This window comes from Ruegeria sp. BC1, assembly GCF_056539305.1.
In genome coordinates this window covers 19,815-43,579 of sequence record NZ_JBQFUT010000006.1, presented here as the reverse complement: position 1 = coordinate 43,579, position 23,765 = coordinate 19,815, and the positions used below count along the sequence as shown (strand labels likewise).

Annotated in this window: 20 protein-coding genes; 12 read left to right on the top strand and 8 right to left on the bottom strand. The window is 58.1% G+C overall.

The features are described 5' to 3' along the window. Positions 1 to 90: 90 nt before the first annotated feature. The 9 genes from ACR0IY_RS13510 (at position 91) to ACR0IY_RS13470 (ending at position 8,265) form a co-directional block, all read left to right on the top strand. Entirely contained in the window at positions 91 to 777 is a 687-nt protein-coding gene (locus ACR0IY_RS13510; RefSeq protein WP_480674115.1) for a haloacid dehalogenase type II, read from the top strand. Next, the gene (locus ACR0IY_RS13505; RefSeq protein WP_480674113.1) at positions 777 to 1,604 is read left to right on the top strand and encodes an alpha/beta fold hydrolase; all 828 of its coding nucleotides are present in this window, start codon (positions 777 to 779) and stop codon (positions 1,602 to 1,604) included. The genes ACR0IY_RS13510 and ACR0IY_RS13505 overlap by 1 nt, the downstream gene beginning before the upstream one ends. After that, entirely contained in the window at positions 1,601 to 2,575 is a 975-nt protein-coding gene (locus tag ACR0IY_RS13500) for a threonine ammonia-lyase (protein ID WP_480674111.1), read from the top strand. Before ACR0IY_RS13505 ends, ACR0IY_RS13500 begins: the two co-directional genes overlap by 4 nt. A 58-nt stretch (positions 2,576 to 2,633) precedes the next feature. Beyond that, positions 2,634 to 3,422, top strand: coding sequence for a 3-oxoadipate enol-lactonase (gene pcaD, locus ACR0IY_RS13495; protein WP_480674109.1), 789 nt, complete (start codon positions 2,634 to 2,636; stop codon positions 3,420 to 3,422). A 12-nt stretch (positions 3,423 to 3,434) separates the two neighbouring features. Further along, positions 3,435 to 4,157: an alpha/beta fold hydrolase gene (locus tag ACR0IY_RS13490; RefSeq protein ID WP_480674108.1), complete on the top strand. Its 723-nt coding sequence runs from the start codon at positions 3,435 to 3,437 to the stop codon at positions 4,155 to 4,157. Positions 4,158 to 4,231: 74 nt separating this feature from the next. Then, positions 4,232 to 5,449 carry a TCR/Tet family MFS transporter gene (locus tag ACR0IY_RS13485; protein ID WP_480674106.1) on the top strand — a complete coding sequence of 406 codons (1,218 nt, stop codon included), beginning with the start codon at positions 4,232 to 4,234 and terminating at the stop codon, positions 5,447 to 5,449. 65 nt (positions 5,450 to 5,514) lie between these two features. Beyond that, positions 5,515 to 6,609 carry a Zn-dependent alcohol dehydrogenase gene (locus ACR0IY_RS13480; protein WP_480674104.1) on the top strand — a complete coding sequence of 365 codons (1,095 nt, stop codon included), beginning with the start codon at positions 5,515 to 5,517 and terminating at the stop codon, positions 6,607 to 6,609. A 24-nt stretch (positions 6,610 to 6,633) separates the two neighbouring features. After that, on the top strand, positions 6,634 to 7,866 hold the full coding sequence (locus ACR0IY_RS13475; RefSeq protein ID WP_480674102.1) for a mandelate racemase/muconate lactonizing enzyme family protein: 1,233 nt from the start codon (positions 6,634 to 6,636) through the stop codon (positions 7,864 to 7,866). A 111-nt stretch (positions 7,867 to 7,977) separates the two neighbouring features. Continuing rightward, positions 7,978 to 8,265 (top strand): ArsR/SmtB family transcription factor, encoded by a 288-nt coding sequence (locus ACR0IY_RS13470; protein ID WP_480674100.1) that lies wholly within the window; start codon positions 7,978 to 7,980, stop codon positions 8,263 to 8,265. On the opposite strand, the gene ACR0IY_RS13465 is transcribed toward ACR0IY_RS13470, so the two are convergent. After that, positions 8,262 to 11,258 (bottom strand): ABC transporter transmembrane domain-containing protein, encoded by a 2,997-nt coding sequence (locus tag ACR0IY_RS13465; RefSeq protein WP_480674553.1) that lies wholly within the window; start codon positions 11,256 to 11,258, stop codon positions 8,262 to 8,264. The genes ACR0IY_RS13470 and ACR0IY_RS13465 overlap by 4 nt on opposite strands. Positions 11,259 to 11,502: 244 nt before the next feature. Between ACR0IY_RS13465 and ACR0IY_RS13460 the strand changes: the two genes are divergently transcribed. Beyond that, a complete protein-coding gene (locus ACR0IY_RS13460) occupies positions 11,503 to 11,862 on the top strand; it encodes a DUF3307 domain-containing protein (protein ID WP_480674551.1) in 360 nt (119 codons plus the stop codon). Positions 11,863 to 11,876: 14 nt separating this feature from the next. Here the strand turns inward: ACR0IY_RS13460 and ACR0IY_RS13455 are convergent, their stop codons facing one another. The 7 genes from ACR0IY_RS13455 to ACR0IY_RS13425 all read right to left on the bottom strand — a co-directional run bounded on the left by ACR0IY_RS13455 (position 11,877) and on the right by ACR0IY_RS13425 (position 19,855). Then, positions 11,877 to 12,608, bottom strand: coding sequence for a hypothetical protein (locus tag ACR0IY_RS13455; protein ID WP_480674099.1), 732 nt, complete (start codon positions 12,606 to 12,608; stop codon positions 11,877 to 11,879). A gap of 54 nt (positions 12,609 to 12,662) precedes the next feature. Then, positions 12,663 to 13,967 carry an NAD(P)/FAD-dependent oxidoreductase gene (locus ACR0IY_RS13450; protein ID WP_480674097.1) on the bottom strand — a complete coding sequence of 435 codons (1,305 nt, stop codon included), beginning with the start codon at positions 13,965 to 13,967 and terminating at the stop codon, positions 12,663 to 12,665. Next, entirely contained in the window at positions 13,964 to 14,638 is a 675-nt protein-coding gene (locus tag ACR0IY_RS13445) for a TetR/AcrR family transcriptional regulator (protein ID WP_480674095.1), read from the bottom strand. The genes ACR0IY_RS13450 and ACR0IY_RS13445 overlap by 4 nt, the downstream gene beginning before the upstream one ends. After that, positions 14,639 to 16,189, bottom strand: a complete 1,551-nt coding sequence (locus ACR0IY_RS13440) for a trimethylamine methyltransferase family protein (RefSeq protein ID WP_480674093.1) — start codon at positions 16,187 to 16,189, stop codon at positions 14,639 to 14,641. A 2-nt stretch (positions 16,190 to 16,191) separates the two neighbouring features. Then, positions 16,192 to 18,594, bottom strand: coding sequence for a GcvT family protein (locus ACR0IY_RS13435; RefSeq protein WP_480674091.1), 2,403 nt, complete (start codon positions 18,592 to 18,594; stop codon positions 16,192 to 16,194). 112 nt (positions 18,595 to 18,706) lie between these two features. Beyond that, positions 18,707 to 19,336 carry a glutathione S-transferase family protein gene (locus ACR0IY_RS13430; protein ID WP_480674089.1) on the bottom strand — a complete coding sequence of 210 codons (630 nt, stop codon included), beginning with the start codon at positions 19,334 to 19,336 and terminating at the stop codon, positions 18,707 to 18,709. Between the two features lie 21 nt (positions 19,337 to 19,357). Beyond that, the gene (locus ACR0IY_RS13425) at positions 19,358 to 19,855 is read right to left on the bottom strand and encodes a class I SAM-dependent methyltransferase (RefSeq protein ID WP_480674087.1); all 498 of its coding nucleotides are present in this window, start codon (positions 19,853 to 19,855) and stop codon (positions 19,358 to 19,360) included. 232 nt (positions 19,856 to 20,087) lie between these two features. Here ACR0IY_RS13425 and ACR0IY_RS13420 point away from each other — a divergent pair, with 232 nt between their 5' ends. Continuing rightward, entirely contained in the window at positions 20,088 to 21,860 is a 1,773-nt protein-coding gene (locus ACR0IY_RS13420; RefSeq protein WP_480674085.1) for an ABC transporter ATP-binding protein, read from the top strand. Further along, positions 21,853 to 23,763: an ABC transporter substrate-binding protein gene (locus tag ACR0IY_RS13415; RefSeq protein WP_480674083.1), complete on the top strand. Its 1,911-nt coding sequence runs from the start codon at positions 21,853 to 21,855 to the stop codon at positions 23,761 to 23,763. The genes ACR0IY_RS13420 and ACR0IY_RS13415 overlap by 8 nt, the downstream gene beginning before the upstream one ends. Positions 23,764 to 23,765 lie beyond the last annotated feature (2 nt).

Here is a 23,765-nt window from a genome sequence, read left to right as displayed (position 1 = left end):
CCTACGGTGTGACACGGTATTGTAAACCCTTCCCTCTTTTGCGCTGGGAACTGTTGTGCCACCCTGCGCCCAACCTACGGAGGGGAGTTGATGCCAATCACCACTTGCGTTTTCGACGCGTACGGGACGCTGTTCGACGTTGCCGCCGCCGCACGGCAGGCCGCATCCGAACCCGAATTCGAGAAGTTGAAACAAAAATGGCCCGATCTGGCCAATCACTGGCGGCTGAAGCAACTGCAATACACATGGCTCCGCGCGATCACCGATGCCCATGCCGATTTCTGGGATGTGACGCAGGACGGGCTGGATTGGGCGCTTGAGGCCACGGGGTTGCAGGGCGACCCGGCCCTGCGCCAGCGCCTACTGGATCTGTATTGGGAATTACAGGCGTACCCCGAAGTGCCACAGATGCTGTCCGATTTGAAAGCCGGGGGGCTGCAAACCGCGATCCTGTCCAACGGATCAATGCCCATGCTGGATGGTGCCGTGAAATCCGCAGGAATCAGCGACGTGCTGGATGACATTCTGTCGGTCGAAAGTGTCGGCGTCTTCAAACCCCATTCCCGCGTCTACGATCAGGTGCAACAACGTTTTGGCTGCGCCCGCGATGAGGTGCTGTTCGTTAGCTCAAATGGCTGGGACGCCGCCGGGGCCAGCGGATACGGGTTTGAAACCGCTTGGGTAAATCGGTCGGGTGAGCCAATCGACCGCTTGCCATGGACGCCGGCGCATGTACTGTCCGACCTGACAACGATCCCCCAACTGGCTGGACTGTAATGGCTTTTTTCAGCACATCCGATGGCAAGCGCCTCTATTTCACTGACGCCGGGTCCGGAACTCCGGTGCTGTGCCTTGCCGGATTGACCCGCAACAGCTTGGATTTCTCGTTCCTCGCCTCGCATGTCCCGGACCTGCGGTTGATCGCGATGGATTATCGCGGGCGCGGGCAGTCGGACTACGACCAGGATTACATGAATTACAACGTCATCCGCGAATCTCAGGACACAGTCGAGTTGCTGGATCATCTCGGACTGGACCGCGTGGTGATCCTGGGCACCTCACGCGGTGGTCTGATTGCAATGGCGCTGGCCGCAGGCCACCCCGAGCGGCTGTCTGGCGTGATTCTGAATGACGTTGGTCCGGTGATCGAACCCGCGGGCATCGCCATGATCATGGGCTATGTGGGAAAACAGCCGGTTTCCAGAACATATGACGAGGCAGCGCAAGCGCTGCAGCAAGTAATGGGTGATCAGTTCCCCGGCGTTGCGTTGGACCGGTGGCGGCAACAGGCGGAATTTCAATACGCACAGGCTGTTGAGGGCCTGACCCTGCGTTATGACCCGGCTCTGCGCACAGCGCTACTGGAGCAGACCGCAGCAGGCGCAGCCCCGGACCTTTGGGCGCTTTTCGAAGCGCTGCGGGGCATCCCAACCGGTCTCATTCGCGGTGCTAACTCTGAATTGCTCAGCAAGGACACGCTGATCGAAATGCACAATCGCCTTCCCGACCTTATATCAACCGAGGTGCCGGATCGTGGGCATGTGCCGTTTCTGGACGAACCGCAATCGCTAGCCCTTATTCGCAAAGTATTGGATGCCGCATGAGCACGCTGAAGATGATCGAAGCCGCAGCCGAACGGTTGAAAGGCCACGTCCGGGAAACGCCTCTGCTGACCTCACCATTTCTGGACGAGATGGCCGGTCGTCGGGTGCTCGTGAAACCAGAGTGTCTGCAACATACCGGCAGCTTCAAGTTTCGGGGCGCATGGTCGGCGATATCTGCGCTCAGCGACGCAGAGCGGCAGCGCGGTGTGATCGCCTATTCCTCGGGCAACCACGCACAAGGCGTCGCCCATGCTGCGACCCTTCATGGCATTTCCTCGGTCATCATCATGCCCTCGGACGCGCCGCAACTTAAGATCGACAATACGCGCGTGCTTGGCGGCGAAGTCGTTTTGTACGACCGTGCAAACGAAAGCCGCGAAGAGATTGGCGAAGCTCTGGCCACCAAACGCGGCCTGACCCTGATCCGCCCTTATGATGAACCGCAGGTGATTGCCGGTCAGGGCACCACCGGGCTTGAGATCGCCCGACAGGCGGCTGCGCTAGGTGTCGCTCAGGCTGACGTTCTGGTGTGCTGTGGTGGTGGCGGGTTGAGTTCGGGGATCGCTCTGGCGCTGGAAACCCACGCGCCCGGCCTGCGTGTTCGTACATGCGAGCCGGATGGGTTCGATGACGTGAAACGTTCCCTGGCTGCCGGACAGATTCAGGGCAACAACGCTGCCAGTGGCAACATCTGCGACGCAATTCTGACCCCGCAACCCGGCGAGATTACGTTTCCGATTCTGCGCCGTCTGTGCGGACCGGGCCTGTCGGTTTCGGAAGAAGAGGCAATGCGCGCCATGGCGCAGGCGTTTTTGCGGCTCAAGATCGTGCTGGAACCAGGCGGGGCGGTATCGCTGGCCTCGGCGCTTTATCGACGGGACGAAATCGAGGGCGACGCGGTGATCGTTGTGGCCTCTGGCGGCAACGTTGATCCGGAAGTCTTTGGAACAGCGCTGGAATTCCTGACCTGACATACATCAATGATTAGGTCACTGTGATATTTTACGTATGACGACAGGGGATTAAGTCATGCAAATTGCGGATATCGGAGACGTCAAACTCCACTATCGGATTGATGGCGATCCGGCTGGTGCGCCGATCGTCTTTGCCAATTCACTCGGCACTGATCTGCGCCTGTGGGATGCGATGTTACCGCATCTTCCCGCAGGGCTAAGGATCATACGATATGACAAACGCGGGCATGGCCTGTCGTCGCAACCCCCCGCCCCTTATTCCATGGGCGCGCTGGTACGCGATGCCGAGACCCTTTTGGATCATCTGGATGTACGAGATTGCGTTTTTGTCGGCCTGTCCATTGGCGGGCTGATCGCGCAGGGTCTGGCGGTTAAACGCATGGATCAGGTGCGCGGTATGGTACTGTCGAACACCGCCGCCAAGATTGGCACCCCGTCGATCTGGCAAGACCGGATGGAGGCCGTCCGTCAAGGCGGTATCGAGGCACTGGCGGATGCTACGATGGAACGTTGGTTTTCTCGCAAATTCCAAGCTTCGCCCGATCATCTGCTGTGGCGCAACATGATGGTGCGGCAACCAATGGACGGGTATCTGGGCTGCTGTGCCGCGATCTCGGGCACGGATTTCTATACGCCGACAAGCGGCCTGCGCCTGCCGACGCTGGGCATTGCCGGCAGCGAGGACGGTTCGACCCCGCCCGATCTGGTACGCGAAACCATCGACTTGATCCCAGGATCAAGGTTTGAACTGATGCGCCGAGCCGGGCACCTGCCCTGTGTTGAACAACCGGCAGAGTACGCGGCATTGCTGCGTGAATTTCTGATTGATATCGGACATATTTAAAGGAGCAAGATCTTGGCAGATTTTCTGTTGGTCCATGGATCCTGTCATGGCGCCTGGTGCTGGCGTGATCTGATCCCAGCGCTCGAGGCGTTGGGCCATACGGCTCGAGCCATTGATCTGCCCAGTCACGGTTCTGATCCAACGCCGGTTGCCGATGTCACACTCGAAAACTGCCGCGATGCCGTCCTTTCCGCCTGTACTTCACAAAAGATTGTCGTCGGCCATTCATGGGGCGGATATCCAGTCAGCGCCGCCGCCGAAAAGAACCCGGACGCCATGCGTGCCATAATCTACCTGTGCGCCTACGTGCCTCAAGATGGGCTGTCCATGATCGAGATGCGCAAGCGCTCGCCCCGACAGACGATCCACGATGCGGTTGACAAATCCGCTGACGGCCAGTCTTACACGTTCAGCCCGAAGAAAATCCGCGATCTGTTTTATCACGATTGCCCACCGGAAACCGTCCCCTATGCATTGGCGCGCCTGAGTCCGCAGGCCATTGCACCGCAAGAAACCGACTTGCCCGTGTCTGAGAAGTTCGCCCGTGTCCCCAAGGCCTATATCCGCGCCACGCAAGACCAGACGATCCCTCCAGAGTACCAAGAGCAGATGAGCCGCATCGCACCCGAGGGATTGCGGCCCACGATCAACAGCTCGCATTCCCCGTTCTTTGCCCAGCCCCGGTATCTGGCTGAAATTCTGGACGATCTGGCGCGAAAACTTCCCCCTGCGTAACCCTCTCTGACGGACCCTTCACACAACATTCGAGCGTGATAGGGTCTCCGGACGATTTCTCACGATTGGTTACCATGCGCCTACCTTTTCTCTTCGTTCTTTGTACGGTCATGATCGACGCGATGGGCATCGGTCTGGTGCTGCCGATCATGCCGGAGTTGATTGTCGAAGTTCAGGGCGGAACCCTGGCCGACGCCGCAATATGGGGCGGCGTACTGAGTACGGCCTTTGCGGCGATGCAGTTCGTATTCGGACCGATACTGGGCAACCTGTCTGACGCCTATGGCCGACGCCGGGTCCTGTTGGTGTCCCTGTTCATCATGTCACTGGATTACATGGTAATGGCCGTCGCTGGCAGCATCTGGTTACTACTGGCCGGACGTATCGTCGGAGGTGTAACCGCAGCGACCCATGCCACTGCGGCAGCCTTCATGGCAGACGTGTCCAAACCCCATGAAAAAGCCGCGAATTTCGGCCTTCTGGGCGCCGCCTTTGGTGTCGGCTTTGTACTCGGCCCGGTCATCGGAGGATTGCTTAGCGAATACGGCACACGTGCACCCTTTTGGGCGGCCGCAGCATTATCCGCCCTGACATTTTTGGCAGGCCTTTTGGTGATGCCCGAAACCGTGACAGACAAAACCCGCCGTGCTTTCAGCCTGCGCCGGGCCAACCCAGTGAACTCGCTGCGCGCCATTGCGTCCTTACCCGGCATTCGCCCGATGCTGTGGGTCTATTTCCTCTATTCGGTGTCAATCTACGTCTATCCCGCAATCTGGGCTTATTTTACAACCGAGCGCTTTGGATGGTCTCCGCAGATGATTGGCCTGTCGCTGGGCGTCTACGGGATCGGAATGGCGGCCGTGCAGGGCGGACTGATCCGCCCGGCCACCCGCTATCTGGGAGAGCGGGTTACAATCATCTGCGGCATGGGGTTCGAGATCGTCAGTTTCCTGCTGTTGGCGTTCCTGACCAATGGCTTCATCGCGTTGATGCTGATTCCGATCACAGCGCTTGGGGCCGTTGTCACACCTGCCCTGCAAGCCCTGACATCCCGTGCGACACCGGACTCGCAACAGGGAGAGTTGCAGGGCGTACTCACCTCACTACACGCGCTGTCGATGGTGATCTCGCCCTTGGTGATGACTTCAGTGTTTGCCTATTTCGTCCGGTCTGACACCAGTATCTATCTGCCCGGCGCGCCTTTCCTGCTGGCCATGGTGCTGATGGTCGTTGGCTTCACGCTATTTCTGCGATCCCCGCCCTATCGTCGCGTAACAACGACATCGCAATGACGGTTTCCGTCTTGCGACATGCATGTTCCCGCGTCACCGTGGCCAAAAAGGAGTGAGGGAGACCAATGCAAACCATCAAAGCTGCCGTCTGCCGGGCGTTCAACGAACCCCTGGTCATCGAAGACGTTCAGATCGCTCCACCGGGCACAGGTGAGGTCGAGGTCACTCTGGATGCCGTCGCGATCTGCCATTCAGACATCACCTTTGCCAGCGGAGCGTGGGGAGGGCACCTGCCCGCCGTATACGGGCACGAAGCGGCCGGCTTGATCACCGAGACGGGCGGTGGGGTCGGACATTTCAAGGTAGGTGACCCCGTCGTGGTAACACTGATCCGCGCCTGCGGGTCCTGCCCCTCTTGCGCGGGTGGGCAGCCGACAATCTGCGAAACACCCTATGATACGGTCAAAGGTCCGTTGCAGACAGCTGACGGCGGACCGCTGGATCAGGCGATGGCTTGCGGTGCGTTTGCCGAAAAGGTCGTGGTCAGCCACCGGCAGATTGTGAAAATCCCGGAAACCATGCCGAAGGACGTAGCCAGTCTGCTTTCTTGCGGCGTGATCACCGGGGTCGGCGCGGCGGTGAACGCTGCAAAACTGCGACCCGGTCAGGATGTGGTGGTGATCGGAGCTGGGGGCGTCGGGCTGAACGCCATTCAGGGCGCGCGCCTTGCCGGGGCGCGGCGGATCGTTGCTGTCGACATGACTGAGGAAAAGCTGAGCATCGCTAAGGAGTTCGGTGCAACGCACGGCGTGCTGGCCAGCTTGAAAGAACCGTGGAAAGCCGCCTTCAAGGCCCTTGGTGGACGCGGCGCGGATGCGGTACTGATCACTGTGGGTGCGATCCCTGCCTATGATCAGGCCCCGCGTTATCTGGGCCGGGGCGGCAAAGCGATTATGATCGGCATGCCGCATTCGGGGGACATGTCCACTTATGAACCCGTCGTTCTGGCGGCGCTTGGCCAAGGTGTTATTGGGTCGAAAATGGGAGATGTTGTCATTCAGCGCGATATCCCGTGGATGATTGACCTCTACGAACAAGGACGGTTGAAATTGGACGAGCTGATCTCGGGCCGTTGGTCACTGGATCAGATCAACGAGGCGATCGAGGATACCAAGACCGGGTCGGCCAAGCGCAATGTGATCATTTTCGACAAAGGCTGACACCAGCTAAGGGGAGGACACCGGATGAAACTGCAGGACCTCGATATCATCGTGACCGCCCCTCCAGCACCGGGTTGGGGCGGCCGTTACTGGATTTTGGTGAAGATCACGACCGATACCGGAATCATCGGCTGGGGCGAATGCTACGCTTCATCCGTCGGCCCCGAGGCGATGCGCCATGTGATCCGCGATGTGTTCGAACGGCATATGCTGGGCGAAAGCCCCGAGAATATCGAATTGATGTTTCGCCGTGCTTATTCCAGTGGCTTCACCCAACGCCCGGACTTGACCGTGATGGGCGCGTTCTCGGGGTTGGAGATCGCCTGCTGGGACATTCTGGGCAAAGACCGTGACCGGCCCGTTTATGCCTTGCTGGGCGGTCTGATGAATGAGCGCATCCGGGCCTATACCTACCTCTACCCGCTGCCACAGCATAATCTGACCGATTTCTGGACTTCACCCAATCAGGCCGGAGAATGCGCGGCAGAGATGGTGCGACGGGGGTTCACGGCGGTCAAGTTTGACCCTGCCGGCCCCTACACAATCCGCGGCGGGCATATGCCGGCAATGTCCGATATCTCAATGTCGGTCGCATTCTGCAAAGCGATCCGCGAGGCAGTAGGCGACAAGGCCGATCTGCTGTTCGGCACGCACGGCCAGTTCAACACCGCAGGCGCGATCCGATTGGGTCAAGCGCTGGAACCCTACTCTCCGCTGTGGTTCGAAGAGCCCACGCCGCCCGACATGATCGAGGACATGGCCCGTGTCGCGCGTAACGTTCGTATCCCCGTCGCGACCGGCGAACGCATGACCACCAAGGCCGAGTTTGGGGCTGTGCTGCGCGCCGGGGCCGCCGAGATTCTGCAACCCGCTCTGGGCCGTGCCGGAGGCATCTGGGAGATGAAGAAGGTCGCCAGCATGGCCGAGGTGTTCAACGCCCAGATGGCACCGCATCTTTATGCCGGCCCGGTCGAATGGGCGGCAAACATCCATCTGGCCGCGTCGATCCCGAACCTGCTGCTGCTCGAATCCATCGAAACGCCTTTCCACGACCAGTTGATCAAAGGCTCGCTGTGCGTTGACGAAGGTTTCGTCAGTCCACCCACTGCACCCGGACTGGGGATAGTAGTAGACGAGGATCTGGCCCGCGCGCATCCTTACACGGGCCAAGACCTACACCTGCAAATGCAGGAGGAGCCTTGTGATTACGTTAACGGCAACGCCTTCCAGGGCGGCGCGCCCGCGTCCGAGGGGTGACAAACATGCCTGAATTGAGGCATATTGGTCCAACCCCAAGTTGCAGACAGGACAGGCGTGACCCCAAAGGACAAGGACAACAAAACCACACATCCTGAGAACCCCGCGGACATGAAAGAAAGCGCCGCGCGGGCTACGGCGTTTTTGAAAACACTGGCGCATGAAGGGCGGCTGATGATCCTCTGCCATCTGGGTGAGGGTGAAAAATCCGTTGGGCAACTGGAACAACTGCTGCAAACCCGTCAGGCCGCCGTCAGTCAGATGTTGGCCCGACTGAGGGAGGAACGGCTGGTTTCGACCCGCAGGGATGGCAAGACCATCTATTACTCGCTGCAAGACGGCAACACGGCGCAGGTGATAGGGCTGCTTTACGATCTGTTCTGCAAGCCGGACGCCTAGTTCGAGACATATCCCGCGATCACCTGCAACAGCTTGAATGCGGTTGCGGCATCGTTTTCGACCACGGCCAGGAATTCCTCTTCACCGATACGCAGACAGGACAACTCGGTTTCGGCAATCATGCTGAGCGCGCGGGGTTCCTTGCGGATCAGCCCCAGCTCACCCACAAGCGCCCCCGGCCCGACCGTCGCGATAAGCTGATCCGGGCCATCCATTTGCGGCAGATACAAACCGGCCTCGCCTTCCAACACCACATAGGCACCGTCGGTTGGCTGATCGTCTTTCAAAAACACGATCTCTCCCGCTTTGGCGTCGAACCAGCGCGCACCAAAAGCCAGCAGGCGCAACTGCCGACGGTCAAGACCGGAGAACAGCGGCGTCTGTTCCAAAGCACGCAACTTACGTGCAAGGTCGGCTGAAGCTGCACTATCCTCTTCCACTGTGTCCTGCCCTTCATCCGTAATCACCCGACCTTGCCGAATTTCGACGTACATGTCGAATGCATCAGGATTTTCGAATTGGTCATTAAGGTAGATGACGGTTGTTTCCGGCAGCAATTCACGCAGGTTTTTATAAACGGCCACCTGTGTTGCCATGTCATAGCTGGCCAAAGCGCTTTCCAAAATCAGGATGTCCGGTTTTTTGATCGTCGCACGAGTAAACGCCAGCGGTTCGGCAAAAACGGCCGGCAGATTCTGGCCCCCGATCGCAACCGGAACGTCATAAATCAGCTCGACCACCAGGGGACGTGCGCCATGCGCATCCAAAACGTCGACAATAAGCTTGCGCGACTCGTCCGACCGGGCTCCGCCGATCTGGCTGACCTTACCAAACAGCGCGTTTTCCATGACCGTCAGACCAGGCGCAATTTCGTCGTCCTTCAAAGGCACAAAGACGTCGTGCAACCGTTCAAGCAGTTTCTCGGAGTGGCTATGACGCAGTTCGAGGATACGGTTCTTGAGTTCATCCGTGAACGCAGGTCCGATCTGTTCTGCCGAGATGACAAATGGGACAGCCAGAAGACTGGCGAGTTGCTCGTCATCCAATCCGGACACGCCCTCGTTCCGGGTTCGCTCGACCAGTTCAACCGCAGCTTCGTATGTTTGCGCCTCAAGGCCGAGTTTACGGAACAGAGGGTGGTCGGTGCCATCCAGGCCAAAAATCTGGCGCAGCATCTCGATCACATCTCGGGTTAGGCTGACCAGAGTTTCATCCAGCCCCAATTCACGCAGTTGACCCAAAAAGATGGTCTGTCGGGCTAACAATTCCTGCGTGACCGGCACGCGTGGCGTGGCAAACAGCAGGTTCTCTACCACCGGTAGGGCCGGATTGTATGCGTCGCGATCAAACACAAGTGCCTGCTGGTCCAAACCTGCCTTTTGCACCGCCTGTTGTACCAGCGGTCGCAACTCAACCAGCTTTTGCGCCAGATCGGCGTGGTTATTGATATCAAATGTCTGATCGGCTCCACGTTGGAACAAAGCCGCACCTGATCCCATGCCGTCAATCAGCTGCAGCCACCAATCCCGCAGCGCATTCGGGCTATCCAGACCGGCCATGGATGGGTCCAGCCACTCGACACTATACGGGTCGGCGCTGTTTCCGGCCCGTTGCGTTTCTGCAAAGTCGGGATCGCCATTCTGAGTGGTGAGCGGCCTTTGGCGCATTGGCATCATCACGTTGTCGCCCAATGTCCCCTGAAACATGATCGGTCGGGACGACGCATAACCGATGCGCTCAGCCACGACGCCTTGGTGCAGGGACGACAGGTTAAGGTCCCCAATTTCGACCCGGCCCGAGCTGGGTAGAACTTCCCGTGTCAGCAATTCGGCAACCGCGCGCCTGTCCTCTTCGCTTGGGGCCGCGATACCAACCGTCTGGCCCGCTACGAAGGTCAAATTCAAATCGTCCAGCACCTGATTGCCGTCCATGTCCCGGACTGACACGCGATCCAGAACGATATCGCCTTTCAGGTGGGGTCTTGCTTCCGGTTCCCCTTCGAACAGCTTTTCATCCAGCATTCCTGGCGGGGCAAAACGTTCGATCACGACGTCCCAACGCAGCGACATATCCTGCGTCTGGTTGTAGTAAGTCAGCAACTCTTTCCAAGGCGAACTCAGGTCCTTATAGGCTGCCAGCGCCGCGACCAGCGCCCCCAGCGAGACTGATCCTTGCAGCACTAGAAGACCGCCGACCAGATAGAACATGAAGGGCGTAAGCTGCGAAATGAAGTTGTTGATGAACTTCATGAAGAATTTCTTCTGATAAATCTCGAACCGGATACCGAACAGCCGCCCCAGCTGCTCCGAGATCATCGCACGACGATAACGCCAACCTCCATTGGACCGCAGGGTCGAGGCACCGGCGGCATTCTCGCCGATCTGGGCGGCCAGCACCCGCACTTCTTGAATGCGCTTTTTGTTCAGCAGGTTGATCTGCCGTTGCAATTTGGGAATCAGCCAGGCCTGCAACGGGATCAGAGCAATGGCGGCCAACCCGAACCAGACGCTTTGCAGGAACAGAAACGACAGGATCGTGATCATTTGACCCGCCTGAAGAACCGGTTGGCTGATCGCATCGCCCATCAGCCCGCCCATCGGTTCGCTTTCGGCGGTGATCATCGACACCATTTCGCCCTGGCTGACGCGCTCAAAATAGGGTTGGGGAAACCGCAAGGCGCGGTTGATCAGCTGATAACGAAACCGGCGCAGCATCCGCTCGCTCAGGACACCTTTCATGGTGTTGATGCGCATCTTCATCAGACCATGGGCCAGCACCGCCACCAGAAAAGCGATACACAGGATGATCAGAAAAGTGGTCTGCGGCAGGCTATAGCCTAGGACATCCACCACAGGGCTGGCCGCACCGATCGCATCGTTGATAATGCGCTTGGGCAGTTCCAGCGTCAGGTAAAGCAGTGGAAATAGCGTAGAGGTCACGGCCAGCAAAATCAGCTGATCGCGTTTCGAGTACTTCCAAATAAACCGGAAAATCGTACGTTCTATGGAACCCGCCCCTATTATGGATCACCGATCTTATCATGACGAAAGTGCCGTAAATCCAATATCCGGAATTTACAGCAATCCTGTCAGGTGACGCAAATAGTTTCCAGTTTGATCGGATATCCGCCCTGTGTGAACAAGTTCATTTGCGCCGCACCGGTTTAACCCGTAAAGTTTGCAACAGGACGATATCGGGAGGAATATTTTGACCGCCAGCTTAGGCGCAGCACTTTTGATGCTCTGCTTGTTGCAGATCAAGCATATGTTTGCGGATTTCTACCTCCAGACACCCAAAATGTTGTCCGGCCGTGGTGAATATCTTCACTGGGGCCGCGCGCAGCATGCCGGGGTGCATGTCATCGGATCCGTAATTGTTTTCCTGCTGTTCGGGGCACCGTGGTCCTTTATTCTGATTATCGCCGCGCTGGAATGGATTGTGCATTTCAATATTGATTTTGCCAAAGCCAGCTATTCGGACAAGAAACAGCTGATTCCTTCACAGGCTGCATACTGGCGCGCGGCCGGATTGGACCAATGCATGCACAACCTGACTTATATCGCCATGGTCTGGGCCTGGGCTAAATTTGCCGCCTGATCGAAGCATTCGCTTCAGATAACGGTCTCCGTTTCCGCAGCGCGATAGGCCGCCAGCCAGCGCCTGTCCAACGCGTCGAGTTTGTCCGTGTCGAACCGGTTCGCATCCTCCCAATAACGACCAGAAGGAACGACGTAACCCAGTTGTTCTTCGTCGTTCAGAATAGCCGACAGCGCATCCGTCAGGGGAAGAGGCGTTTCTGTCAAATTACCCAAACCCACTGACGGGAACAGCAGGCGGCTTTCACCCTCTGACAATCTGACAACACGGCAGCCCTGTACCGCAGCAATCAACGCCAGCCGGGCCGACTTGGCCTCGAGCGACCGGAGGGTGACATCGGGGCGCAAAGGATCCGCCGCACCATTTCCGTAGAAATGCGTTTTCCCCTTGCCGGGGTAAACCATGTCACACCCGAAAAACGCCAGAACCGCGGGCTGCAGCGCTGCAAGCGCCCAATAGCCTGCCGTAAAAGCCATTGTGCCACCAGCATAGACGAACCCGCCAAAACAGTTTTGTGCTGGCACGTAGTCCTGCGCGGTGACAATGCACTGATCGGGTTCAACCTTTTTCGGGCAGTTGCGATCCGGGAAATCCTCGGGGTGTATGAGCACATCCCAATCCGGTCGGATGCGCCAGGCATTATTGATCGCGACAATATGAGTGAAGGGGTCGCGAGGCCAGCCCCGTGCGACAACCGCGTTCGGGGCGCTTCCCAGTATCAATACTCGGTTCTTTGGCTCGGTCATCCTGGGTCCCGCTATTCTGGTTCCAAGGAAGATTAGAGCGTTTTGACAGCCAGGCTAGCCCAGAACCGAAAAACTGCTTTCCTCGTTTATCGGGCGTTTTCGCGAGTAGAATCCGACGTCGATCATCCGCTTGATATAGGGCAGCTCAAACTGCAGAGGTTCCGCATCGTGGTCACTCCCACCTTCGCAATAGTCAATCAGGGCTGTCATCATCTTCCCGGCAATCGGCGCGTTTTTGTACTGGTTTCCGCTGGTGCCACACGCCATGTAAAAGCCCGGCAGGCTGGATTTATCATAGATTGGAATCCAGTCGGTCGATGCGTCATACAGATCGACCACACCGCGCGTTTTTGAAGGGATGCCCAGGCTCGGCACCCGTTGGGCGTAACGCATGGCCTGAGTTGTCCATTGATCGGTGAAATCGTGGTTATAGTTTACGTCGTCCTCGCACCACTGATGCGGATCGCATTCCGGGTCTTCGGACCCGACGAGGATATGGTTGCCGTGCTCGGGGCGGCAATAGCAGGCGATATCGCTGTCTGAAACGATGGTGCCGTCGTTCTCGAAATCAAAGCCCTCTGGCGCGGGCACATGTACGACCTCCTGCCGCAATGGCCGAGTTTCGATGGTCATGTCCTCCAGCACGCCTGCCATCCTATTGATGATCGCTGACCCGGGCCCGGCAACGTTTATAACGACCTTGGCGTGAATTTCCTCGCCCGAGGCCAGCTTGACCCCCGAAACGCGCCCACCGTCGGTCAGGATTTCGACAACCTCGGCGCCGGTGCGCACTTCAGCCCCGTGCTGTTTCGCGGCATCCATCAGGTTCTGCGCCGACAGCGCCGGGTCAGTGACATAGCCCGCCTGCGGCCAGAACACTCCGCCCTGCATCTTGCGTCCATTGGTTTGACCGAAATCCGGGTCGTCCATGCGACGCGCAGGGGCAAAGCTGTCCAGCGAATAGACAGGCAAGCGCTCGGTGATTTTCTCGGGCGACCATTCCTCGAACGGGCAATCCAGATCGGCGCTGTTCTTCATATGTTTTTCCAGCATCCCGTTGGCGTCCGTCTTCATCACCAGACAACCCGTCTCACGGAACTGCGCCAGATTGGCCTCTGCCGGCAAACCAAGATACGCGGCCCAGTCGCGCCAATAATGATAGCCTTCCCATGCAAACGCCGTGCCATCGAAAGTCGAATAATGCATCCGAATGATTGCGCAGGACCCTGCGGTCGAACCGTGGCCGACCTGCGCATTGCGATCCAGCGACAGGGTTTTCCAGCCAGCCTTGGTCATTTCAAACGCGATGGCCGCGCCGATCACACCTGTTCCGATGATGATTGCGTCAGGTTGGCTCATGAGTGTTCTCCTTTCCAGTAGCGCGCTGAATAGGCGCTGAATTCTTCGACTTCCTCGGGCTTTGGCTCGACCCCGGTAAAGGCATATAGATAGTGCGGAACCATCGAAATCCGCGTGGACATAGGTTCGTTCAGCTGTGCCAAATCGTACCCGATTTGCATGTAGTAGAGGATCCGCGCGCGGGTTTCGGCCTCGATCTCGGAATAGCCATAGCGCGCAAACATGGCGTGCAGCGCCGCCAGACGCCGTGCATCCGACTGATCCAGCGCATGGCGGACCTTACCCGACTTGCGCGCCCAGTCACGCACGGCAAAATCCAGCGCAGTGTCGAACAGGTCCGTGTTCACCACGCACCGATGCACGTTGCAGACGGCCGCGGTGATCGTGTCCGCCGGGGCCTGTGCCTGCGCGATCAAACCAGCGGTATTGGTGGATTGCCATCGCGCCAGCAAGGCGTCCAACAACTCCTGCCGGGATTTGAAATACCAGTAAAAGGACGACCGTGAAACAGCCATCCGTTCGGCCAAATTCAGAACCTTGATCTGATCGACGCCATCCGAAATCAGAACGTCCATCGCAACGTTCAGCCAGTCGTCGCGGGTGACCTTGACGTTTCCGACCAGGGGTTCAGCTTCGGGATCATCGCGGTGAAGGATGGGTTTGGTGCTCATTCAACTCTCCGGCGGCGCGCCGCCCTCTTCGGTTCGGCGGGCAACAAAGTCCTGCAGCGCACCCAACCGGTCCGTGTTATGGGGCGGAGCCTCGAAGTTCTCAAGAATGTCTTTCCAGACGTTCGTCGCCCTGTGATTGGCATCGACTGAGCCGCGCTCAGTCCAGGTACCAAAGTTTGCATAATCATGCACATGCGGTTCATAGAAAGCCGTGTTGTAGCGTTCCATAGTCTGGCTTGTCGCAAAGAAATGCCCACTGGGTTCAACTTCGGTCAGTGCCGTATCAAAACCGATCTCATCCCGTCCGGCCTGCGCCCCGGCGCACAGTTCGGCCACCATGTTCAGCACTTCAGCGTCACAGATCATCTTTTCAAAGGATACGGTCAACCCACCCTCTAACCAACCGGCAGAGTGGATGATGACCGTGGCCCCGGCCATCAGGCAACCCCACAGGCCGAACTGGTTTTCATTGGCCGCCTGAACATCATTGGTATTCGACGCCGAGCCTGCAGCCGACCGCCACGGCAGCCCCAGATGTCGCGCCAATTGGCCTGCCGCAAGCGATGCCTGAAAATGCGAGGGCGTGCCAAACGCAGGCGCGCCCGATTTCATGTCTACATTGCTGGTGAAAGTCCCGTAACAAACTGGCGCACCCGGATTTGTCAGTTGCGTCAAGGTCAGCGCGGCCAACGCCTCGGCGTGGGACAGCGTGATCGCGCCAGCCACTGTGATCGGTGCCATCGCCCCCATCAAGGTAAACGGAGTGATGATCGACATCTGCCCGTGCCGCGCAAAGTCGATCAGTCCCTGTGCCATCGGAATGTCCAGTGTACGCGGGCTGTTGGTGTTGATAATGGTATAGCAATGTGGAGTGGCACGGAATTCATCGTCCGACAGACCCCGCGCGGTGGTCAGCATCTCAAAGCAGTCCATCACCTGCGGCGTCCCACGCGAGAAGAAGAAGGGGAACTTGTCGGTCAGTTCCATCTGCGCCTGCGTGGTGAAATAGTGCCTCAGATGGGTCGGTACGTCTTGCGGCTCAACCTGAGGCGAGATCATCTGGAAGACGTCGAAATGGTGGGTGAGTTTCAGAAACTCCAGATAATCCTGCCCGGTTGCGGGGCGACGTCCGCGTTCCAGATCGGTCGCATTTGGGGCCCCTGCACCCGGTTGAAATACCAGCGAACCCAGTTCCAGCGTGAAATCGCGATGTCGCGCCCCCGCGCTGCAGGCAATTGACTTGGGCGCCGAGGCCACCGCAGATTCGACCATATCGCGCCCAATGAAGATCATCTCGCTGTCCTCATCCACCCGCGCTCCACCCATGGCAAAGATTCGACGCGCTTCGGGCAGCAGGACCTTGACCCCCAGCTCTTGCAACGTGCGCAAGGCGGTTTCGTGCATGTCCGCAATCTGATCCGCCGGGAACACTTCCATGAGGGGAAACGGGTTTTTCAGTTGGCGATAGTTCACGTCGCGGCTGACCGGCGGTGTCGCATCAGCACCGCGCCCGCGCCGTCGCCTGCTACGTTCCGAAGTCTGGGAAATCATTGTCAGCCCCTCATTGCTTTGCCCTGCGGGTCATAGGGTGACGGGGCAATCACGCGCGCCGGACGTTCCACACCAACCACATGGACCGACAATTCAGTTCCCGGCGCGGCCTTGCCCCGGTCGACAAGCGCCATCGCCAGTGATTTTCCTGTGTAGTGACCAAAGCCGCCCGACGTCACGAACCCCACACGTTCACCCTCGGCCCAGATGGGCTCGTACCCGCTGGCATCGGCATCCAGAGCGTCAACCTCTAGCGTTACCTGAACCTGAGCCGGGCCGTTGCCGTCCCGCTCTGCCATCGCTGCGTCTTTGCCGACGAAATCCTTATTCCAGTCGATCCAACGATCCATCCCGGTCATGCCTGGCGTGTAGGCTTGCGTGAACTCCGCCGACCAGATGCCAAAGCTCTTTTCCAGTCGCGTCGACAGCATCGCGTTAAAGCCACATTCGCGGATGCCTTCACTGGCCCCGGCTTCAAGCAGCATGCGGCGCAGCGCGATGTGATCGCCGGATCGGCAATTGATCTCGTACCCTTTTTCACCAGTCACCGACATGCGCGCGACGCGGGCGCGCACAAGGCCGATGTCAAAATCGCCGCACCCCATGAATTGCAGACCCGCGATATCCTGCTCGGCCAGCTTCTCGACAACCTCCTGCGATTTTGGACCAACCAAGGCGAAACCGCAGTATTCTTCACCCAGATCACGGATAATTACGCCATCAATCATGTGATCGTCGAACCATCGCATATGCCAGGCCCGCAGGTAGTAGCTGCCCATGATCCACCACGTGCCATCGCCCCAGTTCAACACGGTTAGATCACCCTTGAGCCGCCCGGTCTCACCCAGCATCGGTGCCAGTTTCGCCCGGCCCGGCGCGGGCAGTTTCGAGGCCATCACGTTGTCCAGCCAGATTTCGGCGTTAGGTCCGCTGACTTCGAAACGCGAAAAGCCAGATATGTCCAGCAGGCCCACACCTTCACGGATCACCTTGCATTCCTCAGCCACGATGTCATGGGCATTGGACCGCTTGAGGGTCGGCGTTTCCTCAAACCCTTTCGGTGCGAAGTACAACGGTACTTCCAGATCCCAGCTGACACCCCACTTGCAGCCCGCCTCGGTCATCACATCATGGGCAGGGGCCATCTTCAGCGGACGACCCGCTGGAAGCTGCTCGTTCGGATAGGTCATCACGAAACGGCGGGAATAGAACTGGCCGGTGGTCTCGCGGATGTACCGCTTGTTCTGCGCAAAATCGCCATAGCGAGCCACGTCCATCGGCCACGCGTCTGCCTCGGGCTCGCCGTGGATCATCCACTCGGCCAGCGTTTTTCCCACACCGCCGCCCTGCAGGAAGCCCGCCATCACCGCACACGCCGACCAGTAGCCAGGTTTGCCCGGCACCGGCCCGACCAGAGGGTTGCCGTCGGGCGAAAACGTAAACGCCCCGTTCACCCAGGTTTTGATGCCGACATTCTGGATCGAAGGGTAGCGTTCAAAGCCCAGCGTCAGTTCGTTTTCGATCCGGTCGAGCTGTTCCTGAAACAGCTCTTCGCCATAGTTCCACGGCGCGCCGTCCATGGCCCAATGTTCGTGATCGACCTCGTAGATGCCGACCAGAACGCCCTTTTGGTCCTGCCGCATATAGGTGAACCCTTCGAGGTCCACAGTCATCGGCATTTCGAAATCCGCCGCTGCAACCTCGGGCACCGTGTCGGTAATCAGGTAATGGTGTTTGAGCGGTGACACCGGCAATTCCACTCCAGCCATGCGCCCAACCTGCTTGGCCCAGAGGCCCGCGGCGTTGACCACATGCTCGCAGGTGATCGTGCCTCGGTCAGTTACCACCTGCCAGCCGTCAGCCGTCTGGATCAACTCTTCGACCTTGGTTTCCTCATAGTATTCCGCGCCGCGCTTTTTGGCCGCTGTCGCGTAAGCCTGCACAGTTCCTGTGGTGTCAATGTACCCCTCGCGATCAGCCCACATGGCACCAAGTACGCCATCTGTGGACATGATCGGGCAGCGTCGCTGCGCTTCTTCCGGCGAAAGCAATTCACAGTCGTCAATCCCGATAGACTGGAAAATACGGTAATTGGCCTGCAACCACTCCCAGCGTTCCGGCGTGCCCGCCAAGGTCAGGCCGCCGGTCATATGCAGACCGATATTCTGACCTGATTCCTTTTCGATCTCGCTAAGCAGGTCGATTGTATAAGCCTGCAAAGATGCCATGTTCGGGTCAGCATTCAGGGCATGCACACCCCCGGCCGCGTGCCAAGAGGAGCCAGACGCCAGACGCCGACGCTCGAGCATAACCACGTCCGACCAGCCAAACTTGGCCAGATGATACAGAACCGAGGCCCCAACGACGCCGCCCCCGATGACCACTACACGGTATTGAGATTTCATCCTGCCCTCCCCAGCCTGACGTGCAGAGGCACGCTAGACGTACTGTTCACTTCTGTCTAGACATTTCTGTACAGTTCAGACGACGAATAAACTGGCAACCCAGTGTTCGATTTTAAAGTTTGGCGCTGGGGCGGGATCCAACCTTTTCAAACCATGCCAAAGTGGCAGAGTTTTCCTGTGGAATCCGCATCTTGATCACACGGGCAAAGTCCACGAACACAAACGTGGAAATGTCTGCCAGCGTGAAGTCGGGCCCGGCGATAAACGGGCTTTCTGTCAGCCTTGCCTCCAGCAGATCAAAGAAATGTGCAACCCGCGCCATTCCCCTTTGCGCCAGTTCCGGGATTTGCGGGTGATTCACCGGCCCCGGAATCGCCCTGTTGGAAAAGGCCGGATGCGTATTTCGCAACGCGTCTCCAATAGGCGCGCCGCCTTGTTGTTCGACAATGCTGTTCCACATCAGAACAGACCCCTTTTCATCCGGGTTCCGACCCATCAGCGGCGGTTCAGGGAAACGCGCTTCAATATAGGCCGCAATCCCAAGATTTTCTGTCAGCACTGCCCCGTCATCAGTGACCAAGACCGGAACGGTCGCATTGGGATTGACCGCTTTGAACCCTTCACTCAGCTGTTCGCCCTTGGAGATCGAAATCTCTACGGTTTCAACCTCCACCCCTTTTTCGGCAATAAACATACGCGCGCGGCGTGGGTTAGGCGCAGTCGGGCAATCATAAAACAGCATCAAACTGTCCTTTTAAAAGTGTCAGCGACGATAAACGAAACACCGGCCTTCTACGGCGTCAGCAGGCAAAGGTAGCTCGGTCAGGGTTTCGAAATACATCCGATCGCTGGACACCATCAACCCACCTTCGGCCAACAACGGCTCGATCAGAGGCGAAACAAATTTGGCAAAGGCGTCATTCTTTTTGCGGTTATGTCCGCCGAGATCGGCATGGATCAGACTGGCCGTGGCTCCGAAACGATCCACGGATGCTGGAAGCGTTTCCCGTACATCTCCCAGAATCACCAGATCGTCCGGTGGTGTCGAATCCGGGTGGGACGCAATCGCTCGCTCGAACACATAGACGGGGCGGTCCTGAACGTATTGCACCATGTGATGATACGTGCGCCCGTTGCCCAAACCCAACTCGAACACGGGGCCCGGCATACCGTTGGTCTGCGCTATGGCGTAATCCAAACAGGCGCGTTGGGACACCATGCGGTCGATAAACAGATCCAGGCGGCTTTGGTCGTCGGGCACGGGAAATCTCTCCTTGATATCAGTAGACTTGTCACATGGGGCCGATAGGGCATGTGATGGCAAATCCTCAAGGATTTGTGTAGGCGATTTGGCGTCAGTTTCACAAAATCGCGACATTTCGGCCCAAGAACGGGTTTGACTAGTCTGCACCAACCGCGCGAAACTACACCAAAAAACACAGGGAGTTGATTAAGCCGATGCCGACCCACGGCCTAACGGGTGGAAAACCCGCATGACAGCGTTGTTGTCTGTCCGCAATCTCAGCATCGGTTTTGGTGCGGGTGAACCTGTTGTCAAAGGCGTTAATTTCGAAGTTGAGGCCGGACAAACCCTGGCGCTGGTCGGCGAGTCCGGTTCAGGCAAAACCATATCCTGCAGGGCAGCCCTGCGGATATTGCCCCGCACCGCGCAGATTCGCAGCGGTACGATTACCCTTAATGATTCCAAGGGAATGGTCGATCTGACGCAGATCAGTGAACGCCAGATGCGTGACATTCGCGGCAATCGGGTGTCGATGATCTTTCAGGAACCGATGCGTTCCCTGTCGCCCTTGCACAAGATCGGCAATCAGGTCAGCGAGGTTTTGTGGCTGCACCGCAATGCGTCAGAGTCTCAGGCGCGCAAAGAAGTACTGACCCAGTTCGAGCGCGTAGGCTTTCCCGACCCTGAGCGTGCTTATGATTCTTACCCGTTCGAATTGTCTGGCGGCATGCGCCAGCGCGCTATGATTGCGATGGCGATGGTGTCCAAACCCGAATTGCTGATCGCTGACGAACCGACCACAGCGCTGGACGTAACCACACAGGCGCAGGTTTTGGGGCTGATCAAGGAATTGCAGCGCGAAACCGGTATGGCGCTGATCCTTGTTACGCACGATCTTGGTGTCGTGGCCAACATGGCCGAGCAGGTCGTCGTCATGCATAAAGGCCGCGTGATGGAGGCCGGTGCCGCCGCTCCTATCCTGACCGCACCGGCCCATCCCTATACGCAACAGCTTTTCAACGCCGCCCCCGAGATACCGGACGAAGAATCCGTTGGGCTGCCGATGCCCGACGAAGATTTGATTCTTCAGATGAAGAACGTGTCGAAAACCTACACGATGCGATCCAGCAAGGGCTGGCAAGGAGAGCGGTTGATCCACGCCTGTCGTGGTGTGGACCTGAAACTTGCACGCGGCAAGACGCTGGCCATTGTCGGCGAAAGCGGCTCGGGGAAAACCACGGCTGCACGCATCGCATTGGGTGCCGAGCCCCCCGATCCCGGTGGCGAGGTTCTGTTCCGGACATCCCCCGACGAAGACCCGATCACGGTGCACCACATGGCCCGCGCCCAGCGCACGGCTTTTCAGCGCAAGGCGCAGATGGTGTTTCAAGACCCCTACAGTTCGCTCAGTCCTCGGATGCGAATACAAGACGCCATGACCGAACCGCTTGAGATACACAATATTGGCACAACGGCGGAACAACGGGACAAGGCCGCGGAAATGTTGCAGCGGGTCGGCCTGAATGCAGACATGCTGAAGCGATACCCGCACGCATTCTCTGGCGGTCAGCGGCAACGCCTGTCTATTGCCCGCGCCATGATGCTGGACCCGCAACTGATTGTCTGTGATGAGCCGACCTCGGCGCTGGACGTTTCGGTGCAAGAGCAGATTCTGACGCTATTGGAAAATCTGCAGGACAGTCTGAACCTGTCCTATTTCTTTATCTCCCACGACCTCGCGGTTGTGGCGCGTATCGCCGACGAAGTTGCTGTGATGCGTAGGGGCCTTGTGGTGGAACAGGCCCCGCCCGAAACCCTTTTCTATAATCCCCGCCACCCTTACACCAAGGCGCTGATTGCCGCTCAGCCAGAACCTGACATCAACCGCCCCATTGACCTGAAATTGGTTGCTTTGGGCGCAGGTTCGCCAGACAGTTGGGATGACGCCTTCCGATTTACCGACTCCGTGATACCCTCGCTGGTGGAAATGGAGCCCGGCCATAAGGTACGATGCCATGTTTAAGACCACTCGCCCCCTGTTTCTGGCAGCCACGCTGACCGCTGCGTGGCTGCTGCCTGCAGCAGCAGACATACCGCCCCTTCAAGAAAGCTCATTCTGGGCCAGCGAAGTAGATGCCGGAAACTTGCCGCCGATTCAGGATCGCCTGCCAACCGAACCGCTTGTGGTCGACCTTGCCGCCAAAGGGCGCGAATTCGGTACACAAGGCGGTACGCTACGCACAATGGTCACCCGGTCCAAAGACATCCGCCAGATGGTTGTTTATGGCTACGCCCGACTGGTGGGATTCAACGAAAATTATGAAATCGTCCCCGACCTGCTGGAATCCTTCGAAAACGAAGACAACCGAAAATTTACCCTGAACCTGCGGGAAGGGCACAAGTGGTCGGATGGAAGTCCGTTCACATCCGAGGATTTTCGCTATTGGTGGGAAGACGTTGCGAATAACGAACTGCTCAGTCCTTCGGGGCCACCGGATTTTCTGATTGTCGAGGGAAAGACACCGACCGTTACCTTCCCCGACGAATCCACCGTGGTGTTCGAATGGGAAGATCCGAACCCTGACTTCCTGCAATCACTAGCTCAGGCGCGCCCGCCTTTTATCTATCGGCCAGCCGCGTTTCTGAAGCAGTACCACGAAAAATATGCAGACGCCGAGGAGCTTGCATTCCAGGTTGAAGACGCCCGGGTCAAAAGCTGGGCCGCATTGCACAACAAGCTCGATAACCTCTACAAATTCGACAACCATGAACTGCCAACATTGCAGCCTTGGCTGAACGCCAGTTCGGGCAAGAAAATTCGGCACAACTTCGTACGCAACCCCTACTACCACCGCATCGACAGCAAAGGCGTTCAGTTGCCTTATATAGACGTGGTCGAAATGGAGATTGTGGCGCCCGGTCTGGTCGCTGCCAAAACCAATGCCGGTGAAAGTGACTTGCAAGGGCGTGGCCTTGCCTTCCGTGATGCCTCGATCCTGAAAAAGGGCGAGGAAATCGGGAACTACAAAACGCTGCTCTGGAAGACCGGGGTTGCCTCGCAGATCGCGATCTATCCGAACCTGAATTTCTCGGACGACGGTTGGCGCGACGTATTGCGGGACGTGCGCGTGCGCCGTGCTTTGTCGCTGGCGATTGACCGCAAGACGATCAATCAGGCGCTTTATTTCAAACTGGCCCATCCAGGGGCGATGGCTGTGTTGCCAGCCTCTCCGTTTTACAGCGAAGATAACGCTCAGGCGTGGGCGCAGTATGATCTCGAAAAGGCCAACGCCCTTCTGGACGAGGCCGGCCTGACCGAGCGGGACAAGAACGGCGTCCGTATGCTGCCCGACGGGCGCCCTATGGAACTGGTCATCGAAACCGCTGGTGAGCGGCAAGAGGTCGAAAACGCCCTGCAGATCGTCACAGACACCTGGCGCGAAATCGGCGTCGATCTGGTGATGCGCCCGCTTGACCGCGATATTCTGCGCAACCGTGTTTTCTCGGGCAACACCATGGCCTCGGTCTGGTTTGGCTGGGACGATGGAATACCGCAGGCCCACACTTCGCCAGCATATCTTGCACCAACCGATCAGGTTTTTCTGTCCTGGCCCAAATGGGGACAATATTACCAAACCAGCGGTGACGCTGGCGAAGCCCCGGATATGCCCGAAGCCGAGCGCTTGATGCAATTGGCCAAGGAGTGGGAGGCCGCCACAACGGATGAAGAACGTAAGGCGGTGTGGACTGAGATGCTGAATATTCACGCCGAACAGCTGTACGCCATCGGCATTCTGAACGGCGCACCCCAGCCAGTCGTGGTGTCGAACCGCCTGCGCAATGTACCCGAACAGGCCATGTGGGCGTGGGAGCCAGGCGCGCATTTCGGCATTCACCGCCCGGACGAATTCTTCTTCGCTGACTGACA